11 protein-coding genes are annotated in these 12,296 nt (G+C 63.0%); 2 read left to right on the forward strand and 9 right to left on the reverse strand.

Translation table 11 applies throughout. The features are described from left to right. Positions 1 to 287 precede the first annotated feature (287 nt). Positions 288 to 1,019: an IclR family transcriptional regulator gene (locus J7548_RS18335; RefSeq protein WP_290977436.1), complete on the reverse strand. Its 732-nt coding sequence runs from the start codon at positions 1,017 to 1,019 to the stop codon at positions 288 to 290. A gap of 284 nt (positions 1,020 to 1,303) precedes the next feature. Here J7548_RS18335 and J7548_RS18340 point away from each other — a divergent pair, with 284 nt between their 5' ends. Both J7548_RS18340 and J7548_RS18345 read left to right on the forward strand, forming a co-directional pair. Further along, positions 1,304 to 2,149 (forward strand): ureidoglycolate lyase, encoded by an 846-nt coding sequence (locus tag J7548_RS18340; RefSeq protein WP_290977438.1) that lies wholly within the window; start codon positions 1,304 to 1,306, stop codon positions 2,147 to 2,149. Between the two features lie 115 nt (positions 2,150 to 2,264). Continuing rightward, positions 2,265 to 3,017: an SDR family NAD(P)-dependent oxidoreductase gene (locus J7548_RS18345; RefSeq protein ID WP_290977440.1), complete on the forward strand. Its 753-nt coding sequence runs from the start codon at positions 2,265 to 2,267 to the stop codon at positions 3,015 to 3,017. A gap of 101 nt (positions 3,018 to 3,118) precedes the next feature. Here the strand turns inward: J7548_RS18345 and J7548_RS18350 are convergent, their stop codons facing one another. From J7548_RS18350 to pstS, 8 genes are all read right to left on the reverse strand, one after another. After that, complete coding sequence (locus J7548_RS18350) at positions 3,119 to 4,753, reverse strand: methyl-accepting chemotaxis protein (protein ID WP_290977442.1); 1,635 nt, start codon at positions 4,751 to 4,753, stop codon at positions 3,119 to 3,121. Between the two features lie 339 nt (positions 4,754 to 5,092). After that, positions 5,093 to 6,403, reverse strand: a complete 1,311-nt coding sequence (gene phoR, locus J7548_RS18355; protein WP_290977444.1) for a phosphate regulon sensor histidine kinase PhoR — start codon at positions 6,401 to 6,403, stop codon at positions 5,093 to 5,095. An 80-nt stretch (positions 6,404 to 6,483) separates the two neighbouring features. Further along, the gene (locus J7548_RS18360) at positions 6,484 to 7,161 is read right to left on the reverse strand and encodes a response regulator (protein ID WP_290977446.1); all 678 of its coding nucleotides are present in this window, start codon (positions 7,159 to 7,161) and stop codon (positions 6,484 to 6,486) included. Positions 7,162 to 7,275: 114 nt separating this feature from the next. Then, positions 7,276 to 7,992: a phosphate signaling complex protein PhoU gene (gene phoU / locus J7548_RS18365; protein ID WP_290977448.1), complete on the reverse strand. Its 717-nt coding sequence runs from the start codon at positions 7,990 to 7,992 to the stop codon at positions 7,276 to 7,278. 130 nt (positions 7,993 to 8,122) lie between these two features. After that, positions 8,123 to 8,923, reverse strand: a complete 801-nt coding sequence (gene pstB, locus J7548_RS18370; protein ID WP_290977450.1) for a phosphate ABC transporter ATP-binding protein PstB — start codon at positions 8,921 to 8,923, stop codon at positions 8,123 to 8,125. A gap of 32 nt (positions 8,924 to 8,955) precedes the next feature. Continuing rightward, positions 8,956 to 9,855 (reverse strand): phosphate ABC transporter permease PstA, encoded by a 900-nt coding sequence (pstA, locus tag J7548_RS18375; RefSeq protein ID WP_290977452.1) that lies wholly within the window; start codon positions 9,853 to 9,855, stop codon positions 8,956 to 8,958. Continuing rightward, entirely contained in the window at positions 9,852 to 10,862 is a 1,011-nt protein-coding gene (pstC, locus tag J7548_RS18380) for a phosphate ABC transporter permease subunit PstC (RefSeq protein ID WP_290977570.1), read from the reverse strand. The genes pstA and pstC overlap by 4 nt, the downstream gene beginning before the upstream one ends. Before the next feature lie 197 nt (positions 10,863 to 11,059). After that, entirely contained in the window at positions 11,060 to 12,109 is a 1,050-nt protein-coding gene (gene pstS, locus J7548_RS18385; protein ID WP_290977454.1) for a phosphate ABC transporter substrate-binding protein PstS, read from the reverse strand. Positions 12,110 to 12,296: the final 187 nt, after the last annotated feature.

A 12,296-nucleotide genomic window follows, 5' to 3' on the forward strand; every position in this document is an offset into this window, starting at 1 on the left:
TCGTCCCTTCATTTATGTTCTATTAGACAGAACATCGTTCTGTTTTAAGAATGATTATGGGAGCGAGGAAAAGCGATGTCAATCCATTTCAAGGCAGTATTCATGCCGCAAAGCAGCATAAAAATGCCGGACGGCAGTCAGGATTTGAGGACGGTAGAAGGGAAATCAGGAAAAGAAAGCGCAGGTGCGCAGCAGCAAAAAACGGTCGTTCGCCAGTTTGCCGCGGTGTGGCTTCAGGACGTCAATCGGCCGGAGAACCCCGGCCGGAAAGGAATGGTTGCCCGCCGCTATTCAGCGTACAGGCCGGGAGAGCCGCCAAGGCCCCGGGTCATCTCGATGGCCGCGTTACGGACTGCGGATTTATGGCCTTCCTGGTACCGGATCGATGGCATGGTCAGCGTAATGGCCCCCGCCACTCGCCCCGATGCGTCGAATACGGGGCAGGAAATGCCCGCGACTCCCTCGGAGCGGTCCCCCACCGACGACATCATTTTCTCTTTGCGGATCCGGTCGTAGATCTCGCCCGGCTCGCCGCCGAACGCCAGCAAAACGCGGCCGCCGCTTCCCCGCTCCAGGGGCAGCACGTCGCCGGCGCGGATGTGATCCCGGATTGGCTGGGGAGAGTCGACGCGGTAGAGGCATAACCGCTGGTTCCCCTGCCGCACATGGAATGAAGCGCTTTCCCGGGTAATCTCGACCAGGCGGGACATCGCCGGCAGCACCACATCGGAAAGCGCGAAGGAATGCGAATAGGCGGAATAAAGACGCGCCACCTCGGGCCCGAGCGAATAGCGCCCGTCGGCTAGTTTCCGGACCAGCCGGCCATGCTCCAGGGAAGCCAGCAGGCGCAGTACCGTGCTCTTGTACATGCCGGTCGCTTCGGCGATTTGGACCAAGGCCATCGGCTCCGAACCGACGCTGAAGGCCGCGAGAATGGAAATGGCGCGATCGACCGCCGCCGCGCCGCCGGGGGCGGCATCCATGTCTGCTACAGATTGTTTGGCAGGCTTCCTTGGCATATTTCGCTAGACTCCATTGATCCGGCAGGGATTCTACCGAGTATTCAGGCGCCGTGAAGAGGCATTGCAGCGGCCGGCCGCGCATCGGTATATTGCACAAAGACTATTTTTCCAGACATGCCGATCACCCGATAACCGAAACTTATCCCATTTAGCATATTGGTCTTACCAATAAACTGGTATTATCCACTTCGTAGAACGACAAGGCCCGCGATGCCTGCCCAGACCCGGGCGGCACACTGCTGGCGCCGATTTGAGACAACTCATTTTCCAAAGGAAACAAGATGAAATTACTCCGCTACGGCCCGGTTGGGCAAGAAAAGCCCGGCATCCTGGACCAAGCCGGAAAGATCCGCGACCTGTCGGCCCACATCAAGGACGTCAACGGCGCTGCCCTGGATGACGCGTCGCTGGCCAAGATCCGCGCGCTCGACATCAACAGCCTGCCCGTGGTGGACGGCAATCCGCGCATCGGCGCCTGTGTCGGCAATATCGGCAAATTCATCTGCATCGGCCTGAACTACGCCGACCACGCCGCCGAATCCAACCTGCCGATCCCGGCCGAGCCGGTGGTGTTCAACAAGTGGACCTCGGCCGTGATCGGCCCCAACGACAACGTCAAGATCCCGCGCGGCTCCAAGAAGACCGACTGGGAAGTTGAACTGGGCGTGGTCATCGGCAAGGGCGGCGCCTATATCGACGAGAAGGATGCGCTGTCGCACGTGGCCGGCTATTGCGTGGTCAACGACGTCTCCGAGCGCGAATACCAGATCGAGCGCGGCGGCACCTGGGACAAGGGCAAGGGTTGCGACACCTTCGGCCCGATCGGCCCGTGGCTGGTCACCCGCGACGAAGTCCCCGATCCGCAGAAGCTGGGCATGTGGCTGGAAGTGGACGGCAAGCGCTACCAGAACGGCAACACCAGCACCATGATCTTCGGCGTGGCGCACATCGTGGCCTACCTGTCCAAGTTCATGAGCCTGCAGCCGGGCGACGTCATCTCCACCGGCACGCCGCCGGGCGTGGGCATGGGCGTCAAGCCGCAAGCGGTGTTCTTGCGCGCCGGCCAGACCATGCGCCTGGGCATCGACGGCCTGGGCGAGCAGCAGCAGAAGACCATCGACGCTTAATTCAATTCAAGCGCCTGCCGGCGCCGCGCCGGCAACTCCCCAGAATAAGAACGATGCGCGCCGGCCGGCCGGCTTGCGCGCCGACCCCAGACCAGATCACGAGAAGGAGAAGACAATGAATCATTACGACTTCCAGGGCCGCAGCGCCATCATCACCGGCGGCGCCCAGGGCTTCGGCTACGCAGTGGCGGAACGCCTGCTGCAAGGCAAGGCCAAGGTCGTACTGTGGGACATGGACGAGAAGGCGCTGGCCGACGCGCGCGCCAAGCTGGAAGCGCTGGGCAATGTCGAGACCGTCAAGGTCGACATCGGCAACCAGGCCGATGTGCAGCGCGCCATGGAAGCCACCGAGAAGGTCACCCAGTCGATCGACATCCTGGTGCATAGCGCCGGCATCGCCGGTCCCAACAGCCTGGTGGCCGATTATCCGCCGGAAGAATGGAACCGCGTGGTCCAGATCGACCTGAATGGCGCGTTCTACGTCAACCAGGCGGTGGTCCAGCGTATGGTGGCCCAGAACTACGGCCGCATCGTCAACATCGCCTCGATCGCCGGCAAGGAAGGCAATCCGACCGCCTCCGCCTACAGCGCCGCCAAGGCCGGCCTGATCGCCCTGACCAAGAGCCTGGGCAAGGAAACCGCGACCAAGAACATCGCCGTCAACGCCATCACCCCGGCCGCCGCGCAAACCCGCATCCTGGAGCAATGCACCCAGGCGCACATCGACTACATGCTGTCGAAGATCCCGCGCGCGCGTTTCCTGAAGGTGGAAGAGCTGGCCGCGATGGTGGCCTGGCTGGTGTCGGAAGAAAACTCCTTCACCACCGCGTCGGTGTTTGACCTGTCGGGCGGCCGCGCGACCTACTGACCGGTTTCCTGCGGTTGGTGCAGTCCGCAACATGAAAAACCCGCCTCATCAGGCGGGTTTTTCATTTTCGTTTGCAGGAATGAAGAGCCGAAGCGCGCCGCTCACTGCTCCAGGACCGGGCGCCCGGGCGTAATGTCGCGCGGCGGGCGCGCTGCAAGCGGAGCGTGCGGCTCATGCCCCGCGGCCAGCTTGAACTGGCTGACGACTTCGGACAGGCGCACCGCCTGCTCCTGCATCGCTTCGGCTGCGGCGGCGGCCTGTTCGACCAGGGCGGCGTTCTGCTGCGTGGCCTGGTCCATCTCTGTGATGGCCTGGTTGACCTGGCTGATGCCATCGCTTTGCTCGCCGCTGGCGGCAGTGATCTCGCCGACGATGTCGGCCACGTGGCGCACGCTGGAAACCACCTCATCCATCGTGCTGCCGGCCTTGCCCACCAGCTGGCTGCCGATGCCGACCTTGGCCACGGAGTCGTCGATCAGGCCCTTGATCTCCTTGGCGGCGGCCGCCGAACGCTGCGCCAGCGAACGCACTTCCGAGGCCACCACCGCGAAGCCGCGGCCCTGCTCCCCGGCGCGGGCCGCTTCCACCGCCGCGTTCAAGGCCAGGATATTGGTCTGGAAGGCGATGCCGTCGATCACGCCGATGATGTCGACGATCTTGCGCGAAGACTCGTTGATCGAACCCATGGTCGAGACCACCTGCGACACCACTTCCCCGCCCTGCTGCGCCACCTCCGAGGCCGAGGCCGCCAGCTGGTTGGCCTGGCGCGCGTTGTCGGCGTTCTGGTGCACGGTGGAGGTCAGCTCTTCCATCGCCGAGGCGGTTTCTTCCAGCGAGCCCGCCTGGCGTTCGGTGCGCGCCGACAGGTCGAGGTTGCCGCTGGCGATTTCGCGCGAGGCGGTGGAAATGGCATCGGTGCCGCTGCGCACCTGGCCGACGATACGCGCCAGGTTGCCGGTCATGGCCTGCAGGGCATGCAGCAGCTTGCCGGTCTCATCGCCGCGCGCGGCCATCCGGGCATCCACTTGCATGGTCAGGTCGCCGGCCGCCACGGTCTCGGCCACATCGACCGCCCGCTCCAGCGGGCGGGTGATGCCCAGCGCCAGGCGCCAGGCGAACAGCCAGCCCAGCACGAACAGCAAGACGCCCAACGCCAGCATCAGGTTGCGGCTCTGTTCGTAGATCCCCTGGATGTCCCTGGCGATCTGGTCGATCCCGCTGCGCTGCACATCCAGCAATTGCTGCAACAGGTCGAGGTAGCCCTTGGCCGCCGCATCGTAAGGGCCGGTCAGGATCTTCGTCACCTCGTCGGCCTGGCCATCGGCCTTGGCCTTGGAGATGGCGTCGCGATATTTGATGTAGTCCTTGCGCACCGCCGAGAGCTTGTCGAACACGGCTTTCTCCGCCTCCGAACTCAGCAAGGCCTCGATCGCCTTTTGCTGGGTGGTCGACAGCTTCGTGGCGGCAGCCGCATCCTCGGCGAAAAAGGCCGCCAGGCTGGGATCGCTGCTCTTGGCGATCGCCGTGGTGCGGCGCACGCTGGTGTGGATGGTGCGGTACCAGTCCGACACCAGCCGCTCCTTGGTCAGCGGCTGCTCCATCATGGCAGCGGTGGCGGCGGCGATGCCATGCAAGCGCCAGATGGAAAGCGCCACCACCACACAGGCGGCAATCAGGATGACGGCGAAGCCCAGGGCCAGGCGCTTGCCTATCTTCATGTTGGCGAAGTAGCTCATGTTTCCTCTTGTGCGGAATAATTGACTTTTGATTGGGGGAGAGGAAACCTGCCGGCGGTTCGATATTGTTGCCGCGCAGCGATGGCGGACCGGAAACGTCGTTCCGATCGTCTTGCCATTGGCGGCCAATCTCGTCTCCCCTTACGAAACCACCGTCGGCACAACTAATATTATGTCCAACCAGGACGACTTGCGAATATTCGTATTTCTACCTAAAAACCATTTCCGGAAAGCAAACAGACTCGCATTTCAGGAAGCTGGCCGCGATACGGCAATCCTTCCGTATCCGGCCATCCGGGCATAAAAAAAGGATGCCTTGGCATCCTTTTCTGCAGCTTTTCATTTGGCCTGGACAAAATCCCCAATCGTCTGGCTGGCCGGGAAATTCGCGGTGAAAGTGCTGCCCCGGTCCGGCACCGACTGGATATCCAGCGCCGCACGGTGGCGCAACAGGACATGGCGCACGATCGCCAGCCCCAGGCCGGTGCCCTGGGTTTCGCGCGAGCGGCTCTTGTCGACGCGATAGAAGCGCTCGGTCAGGCGCGAAATATGCTCGGGGCTGATGCCGATGCCGGTGTCCTGTACCGAGAAATGCGCGCCCTTCTCGTCGCTCTCCCAGCGCAGCATGATGCGTCCCGCCGGCGGGGTGTAGCGCACGGCATTGGTCACCAGGTTGGTGAAGGCGCTGCGCAGTTCGTCGACGTTGCCCTTGAGGTCCGGGCCGTTCACCTCCAGCGTGATCTCATGCTTGCCGGCCGACAGCGCGCGCGCCTCTTCGGCGATGCCTTCGAGCAGCGGCTGCACCCGCACCACTTCCGAACGCAGCGGATAGTCGATCGACTCCAGCCGGGTCAGCGTCAGCATGTCGTCGATCAGGTTTTGCATGCGCTGCCCCTGCTCGGTCATCAGCTTCAGGTGCGCGGTGCGGGTCTCGGGATCGAGCTTGGGCTGGGCCAGGGCGATTTCGAGGAAGCCGTTGATGACCGTCAGCGGCGTGCGCAGTTCATGCGAGGCATTGGCGACGAAGTCGCGCCGCATCATGTCGATGCGCTCGGACTCGGTGACGTCATGGGTCACCAGGATCTGGCGGCGGTTCTCGAAGGGGATGATCTGCACGATCAGCTTGCGCTCCTGCAGCTCCAGCGTCAGCGGCTGCTCGTAGCGGCCCAGGATGATGTAGTCGATGAAGGCGGGATTGCGGATCAGGTTGGTCACGCGCATGCCCTTGTCGCGCTCCAGTTGCAGCCCCAGGTGCCGCTGCGCGGCCGGATTGCACCATTCCAGGAACAGCACATCGTCCATGATCACCACGCCATCGGGCAACAGGCTCATGGCCTGGCGGAAACGCGCCAGCCACTCGGCCAGTTCGCTCTGGTTCTTTTCGTCGTCGCGGCGCATGCGGTACAGGCGGGCATAGACGTCGGTCCACGCGCCCCAGCCGTCCGGCAGGCGCGTCTGGCCCGACTCGTCCAGCCAGCTGGACAGGCGGAACAGGTAATGCAGGTGGGTCACCATCATCGCGCCCACGCCCAGCACGGCGACGGTCAGGCCGGCGATGGGGCCGAAGAAGAAACCGACGACTCCCGCTCCGGCCAGGCACAACACCAGGCGCAGGACGGCGGGAATCCAGAACAGCAGTTGTGGACTCATTTGTATCGAAAAAGGAAGGCGTGGGGCGCTGCGCGCTTATTATCCGGGCCGGGTTGTTGTAATAATGCCCTATTCTCGCTCTATTTTGCCGACAGCATGTAACCGACGCTGCGCACGGTCTTGATCAGGTATTCCGCTTCGCGCAAGGCCTTGCGCAAGCGCAGCACATGGACATCCACCGTCCGCTCTTCGATCACCACATGGTCGCCCCACACCCTGTCCAGCAACTGGCTGCGCGAGAACACCCGGTCCGGATGGGCGAGGAAGAACTTGAGGAGCTTGTACTCGGCATGGCCGATGTCGATCTTGCCGCCCGACAAGGTCACCGAGCAGCTGGCCGGATCGAGCGTGATGGGGCCGGCCGACATGGCTTCCTGCGCATGTTCGGGGCTCTTGCGGCGCAGCAGCGCCTTGATGCGGGCGGTCAGCTCGCGTGGGGAAAACGGCTTGGTGATGTAATCGTCGGCGCCATTGTCGAGGCCGGCGATCTTGTCCTCTTCCATGCTCTTGGCGGTAAGCATGATGACCGACAACTGCTGCAACTGGCGGTCGGCGCGGATGCGCGAGAGCAGGTGCAGGCCGCTGCGGTCGGGCAGCATCCAGTCCAGCAAAACCAGTTGCGGCGCGCGGTGCTGGACGAAGTCCCAGGCCGCGGCGGCATTGGACACGACAAAGCTGGACCAGCCGGCCTCCTTGAGCGTGAAGGCAATCAGCTCGGCAATCGACGGTTCGTCTTCGACGATCAGGATAGTGGTCATTGGATCAACGTCTTTTCAAGTTGGCGGGTCTCCACCGCACTGCGCATCTCCGCGCGGGCCGGCTTGGCCGGGACCGGCTGCCGTTTTCTCCGCGCGGGACCGATGCCGCCTTCCTCAGTCGGCGGCTTCCTCTTCTTCAGCCACCCTGGCCGCGCCGACATCGGTATGGCGGATATCGACGCCGCCCACCACGTACACCACGTATTCGGCGATGTTCTTGGCATGGTCGCCGATACGTTCGATGGCCTTGGCCACCCACAGGGTGTCGATGGAACCGGAGATGGTGCGCGGGTCTTCCATCATGAAAGTGATCAGGCTGCGGGTGATGCCGCGGAAGCCGTGGTCGATGCTGGCGTCCTGCTTGATCAGTTCCAGCGCCTGCTTGTCGTCCAGGCGGGCGAAGGCATCCAGCGCGCTGCGCAGGATGTCGCCGGCCTGCTCGGCGATCAGGCTGACCGTCTCGTAGTGGCTGATCAGGCCGATGCCGCGCTTGTGCAGGTGGATCGCGGTACGCGCGATCTTGGTCGCCTCGTCGCCCACGCGCTCGAGGTCGGTGATGATCTTGATGGTCGCCATCACGGTGCGCAGGTCGTTGGCGGTCGGCTGGCGGCGCACGATCAGGTGGCTGCAGGCGTCGTCCAGTTCGACTTCCAGGCGGTTCACCGCCTCGTCGTCCTTCATCACGCGCTTGGCCACTTCAAGATTGCCGGTACGGAAAGCCGAGATCGCATCCTGGAACTGATGCTCAACCAGCCCGCCCATGGCGAGCACCTTGGAACGGATAGCTTCCAGATCGCTGTCGTATTGCTTGGAGGAGTGATCGCCTGTCATGTGACGTCCCTAAAAATGAATACTTGAAAAATAAGTGCCCTGGCTACGTATCGGGGTACGGCGCAAGCATCGCGGACGATCCCGGCATCTGCGGAAGAACCGCAGGGTTCGGGATGCGCAGTAGCTTGCATCAGCCGAAACGGCCTGTAATGTAGTCCTGGGTTTCCTTGCGCACCGGGTTCATGAAGATCTGGTCCGTCTCGCCGAACTCCACCAGCTCGCCCAGGTACATGTAGGCGGTGTAATCCGAGCAGCGCGCGGCCTGCTGCATGTTGTGGGTGACGATGGCGATGGTGTAGTCGTTCTTCAGCTCGCCGATCAGTTCTTCCACCTTGGCGGTCGAAATCGGGTCCAGCGCCGAGGTCGGCTCGTCCAGCAGCAGCACTTCGGGCTTGACCGCCACGCCGCGCGCGATGCACAGGCGCTGCTGCTGGCCGCCGGAGAGCGACAGGCCGCTCTTGTGCAGCTTGTCCTTGACTTCGCCCCACAGCGCCGCCTTGTTCAGCGCCCATTCGACGCGCTCGTCCATTTCGCCCTTGGGCAGGTTCTCGTACAGGCGGATGCCGAAGGCGATGTTGTCGTAGACCGACATCGGGAACGGGGTCGGCTTCTGGAACACCATGCCGACCTTGGCGCGCAGCATGTTCAGGTCCTGGCCCGGTTCGAGGATGTTCTTGCCGGCATACACGATCTTGCCCTCGGCGCGCTGGCCGGGATACAGGTCGTACATGCGGTTGAAGGTACGCAGCAGGGTCGACTTGCCGCAGCCCGAGGGGCCGATGAACGCGGTGACCTTGCCTTCGTAGATGTTCAGGTTGATGTTCTTCAGGCCCTGGAATCCGCCGTAATAGAAATTCAGTTGCGAAATTTCGAGCGTGGCCTTCCTGGCCGCAGCGGCGTTGGCGGATGCGGTCGAAGCAGAGTTTGCCATGTGAGCAGTAGTCATTTCGGTCACTTAAAAAATTAGCCGGGGATTTGTTGCTTGAACAGGGTGCGGGACAGCACGTTGAGCAGCAGCACGCTGAAGGTGATCAGCAGCGCCCCGCCCCAGGCCAGCGAAACCCAGTTGTCGTACGGGCTCATCGCGAACTGGTTGATCACCACCGGAAGGTTGGCGATCGGACGGTTCATGTTGGTGCTGAAGAACTGGTTGTTCAGCGCGGTGAACAGCAGCGGCGCGGTCTCGCCCGAGATGCGGGCCACCGCCAGCAGCACGCCGGTCACGACGCCGGCCTTCACCGCGCGCAGGCGCACGATCATGGCGACCTTCCAGCGCGGCGCGCCCAGTGCGAAGGCGGCTTCGCGCAAGCCGTTGGGCACCAGCTTGAGCATGTTGTCGGTAGTGCGCACCACCACCGGAATGGCGATCAGCGAGATGGCGAAGGTGCCGGCCCAGCCGGAGAAGTGGCCGACGTTGGCGACGTAGATCGCGTAGATGAACAGGCCGATCACGATCGACGGCGCCGACAGCATGATGTCGGTGACGAAGCGGGTGATCTGGGCCAGCTTGCTTTCCTCGCCATACTCGGCCAGGTAGATGCCGGCCAGGATGCCGATCGGCGTGCTGATCAGGGTGCTGATGCCGACCATCAGCAGGCTGCCGACGATGGGATTGAGCAAGCCGCCGCCCTCGCCGCCGGGGCCGGGGGTGTTTTCGGTCAGCAGGCCGAGGTTCAGCGCGGCCACGCCCTTGAACACCAGCGTCAGCAGGATCCAGGCCAGCACGAACAGGCCCAGGCCCATCGCCAGGAACGAGAACAGCATGCCGATGCGGTGCTGGAACAGGCGGCGGCGGTACACCGGGTTCATCGAGGCCGGCTTTTCCAGGTTGCCGGCAGCGGAGATTTGGTTGGTTTGGCTCATTTGGCACCTTCCTTGCGGGCCATGCCCATCAGCATGATCTTGGCGGCGGACAGGACGATGAATGTGATGACGAACAGGATCAGGCCCAGCGCGAACAGCGAGGAGACGTGCAGCTTGCTCGACGCTTCGGCGATTTCGTTGGCCAGGGTGGAGGCGATCGAATTGCCGGCCGAGAACAGCGACCACGACAGGCGGTGCGAGTTGCCGATCACGAAGGTGACCGCCATCGTCTCGCCCAGCGCGCGGCCCAGGCCCAGCATCACGCCGCCGACCACGCCGGTCTTGGTGTACGGCAGCACCACCTTGCGCACCACTTCCCAGCGGGTGCAGCCCAGGCCGTAGGCCGATTCCTTGAGCACGGCCGGCACCACTTCGAACACGTCGCGCATGACCGAGGAGATGAAGGGGATGATCATCACCGACAGGATCAGGCCAGCGGTCAGGATGCCGATGCCCATGGTGGGGCCGGAGAACAGCACGCCGATGCCGGGAATCTGGCCCAGCGTCGCCTTCAGGAAGGGCTGGCCGTATTCCGAGAACAGCGGCGCGAACACGAACAGGCCCCACATGCCGTAGATGATCGACGGCACGCCGGCCAGCAGCTCGACCGCGGTGCCCAGCGGGCGGCGCAGCTTGGCGGGGCAGATTTCGGTGAGGAACAGGGCGATGCCGAAGCTCACCGGGAAAGCGATCAGGAGCGCGATGATCGAAGTCGACAGCGTGCCGACGATGGCGATCATGGCGCCGTACTGGTCATTGGTCGGGTCCCATTCGACGCGCGTGATGAAGCCCGGGCCGAACTCCTTGAAGGCGGGCCAGGCGCCGATGAACAGGGAAACGATGATGCCGCCCAGCATCAGCAGCACGGTCAGTGCGAAGATGAGCGTCACCTTGTGGAACAGGAAATCTTGCAGCCGTTGCCTGCGCATGACTGCCAACAGCCTCTCGTGCGCGGCTTGCGCACTTTCAGTATCTGTCGCGGATTGTTTTACTTCGGAATTCGACATAGCCGTGGCGGAGTAATTTGCGCTCATTTTGAATTCACCATTAAAACGGGCCATCGCTGCGAATGCTCTGCTGCCCAGAGTTGCTCGTTTTCGCTGCGCTGGCCCGTATCCTTCGTGGAAGGAAGCTTTCTTGTCAGCCTTGCCGGGAGGCCCTACGGCTCCCCTGCAAGGCTTGCTTGACTAAGCGATATCCGCAATTACCAGATCGCCTTGCCGGAGCTGTCCTTCAGGTTGGCTTTCCAGGAATCTTCCACCAGCTTGGTGACCGAACCCGGCAGCGGAACGTAGTCCAGATCCGCAGCAGCCTTGGCGCCGTTCTTGTAGGCCCAGTCGAAGAACTTCAGGACTTCCTTGCCCTTGGCGCCGTCGCCAGCCTGCTCCTTGTGCAGCAGGATGAAGGTGGCGCTGGAGATCGGCCACGAAGCCTTGCCGGCCGCGTCGGTGAAGTCGACGGCGAAGCCCGGGGTCTTGGCCCAGTCGCCGGCGGCGGTAGCGGCCTTGAAGGATTCGTCGTCAGGCGACACGAAAGCGCCGTCCTTGTTCTTCAGTTGGGTGAAGTTCAGCTTGTTCTTCTTCACGTAGGCGTATTCGACGTAGCCGATCGCGCCCTTGACCTTCTGCACGTTGGCGGCGACGCCTTCGTTACCCTTGCCGCCCACGCCGGTCGGCCACTTCACCGCGGTGCCGGCGCCGATCTTGCTCTTGAAGTCGGCGTTGGCCTTGGACAGGTAGGAGGTGAACACGTACGAAGTGCCCGATGCGTCGGAACGGTAGACCACGGTGATGTCTTCGGCCGGCAGCTTCACGCCCGGGTTCAGGGCGGCGATTTCAGCGGCGTTCCACTTGGTGATCTTGCCGGCGTAGATGTCGCCCAGCACCTGGCCCGACAGCTTGACCTGGCCCGGGGTGATGCCGTCCAGATTGATGACCGGCACCACGCCGCCGACCACGGCCGGGAATTGGGTCAGGCCGGCTTCAGCCAGTTCTTCCTGCTTCAGGGGAGCATCCGATGCGCCGAAATCGACGGTCTTGGCCTTGATCTGCTTGATGCCGCCGCCCGAGCCGATCGACTGGTAGTTCAGGCTGTTGCCGGTGGCTGCCTTGTACAGCTCGGCCCACTTGGCGTAGATCGGGTACGGGAAGGACGCGCCGGCGCCGGTGATTTCTGCCGCATGCACTGCGCCGCTGAACACGAAGGTGCCGGCGACGGCGACTGCAACAGACTTAATCAGTTGGTTGAATCCCATTTCTGATACTCCTATGTTTTGAGAGATTGGGTGTCACTGAGACATCGCGATTGGAAGGATGCACTTCTTGGACAGGGCGAACTTTAACCAGCAAATGTGACGAGTTTATGACGGGGTCTTGTCATGCGGCCCGGGATGAAAATTTGTGCAAACCCGGGGATGACGGCGCCATTGCGGCGGCCTGAAA

Source organism: Herbaspirillum sp., assembly GCF_017744395.1.
GTDB lineage: Bacteria > Pseudomonadota > Gammaproteobacteria > Burkholderiales > Burkholderiaceae_D > Herbaspirillum.